Source organism: Vibrio sp. 10N.222.52.B12, from assembly GCF_002875385.1.
GTDB classification, from domain to species: domain Bacteria; phylum Pseudomonadota; class Gammaproteobacteria; order Enterobacterales; family Vibrionaceae; genus Vibrio; species Vibrio jasicida.
On the sequence record NZ_MDAW01000168.1, the window covers coordinates 1 to 639 of the forward strand.

The following is a 639-nucleotide window of genomic DNA, read 5'->3' on the forward strand; positions in this document are numbered from 1 at the left end:
CACACCTTAACTGCGCGTTATGTGTTTTCTCGAGTTATGTTTTATAGGAAGTTGATCTTGAATTCTAAATTATCTTTACTAATTAGTTTTGTTTCATTTTGCTTAATTTACATAGGGTTAGAATCAGTCGTAGACTTCCTTGGATTGCCTACTTATATTGACTTTGGGGAGACAATTAATGTAACTCGAGGTAGTGGACGATACTCCTATGATGAAGATATATCAGGGGTAAATACCGACATCGGAATTTACATTATGGTGATGAGTGGTATGTTTGCTTGGCGGGTTTACCATTGGCTAAAAACTGGGAAACTTGATGGCAATCGTTCAACGTTAAGCTTGCTTAGCTGGACTTATTGGGTTGTTGGTTTTTCTGCGTATATTGTTGTGACAACACCTATATGGTTCATTGATATGCCGGGAATTATCCAAAGGTTGTTAGTCCTAGGGTTAGGCGGCGGCATTGCTTGGTTTACGTTTTGTAAATATAACCAAGCAAGAGACGAAATTGAATATGGTGAAAAAAACACATAACAATCTGTTTAAGAGTGATTCGCAACGCTTGGCATTTTTGCTATGCGTCGCGTTTAGTGTTTAAGGTGGTATGCGGCGGCGCTTGTATTGCGTTGCTCACACCTT

General features: G+C 39.1%; 1 protein-coding gene. It reads left to right on the top strand.

Annotated elements, in window-relative coordinates:
• Nucleotides 1-534 (top strand): hypothetical protein (locus BCT11_RS26935; protein WP_206747854.1); only part of this gene is annotated, 534 nt, incomplete at its 5' end.
• Between the last annotated feature and the right edge of the window lie 105 nt (nt 535-639).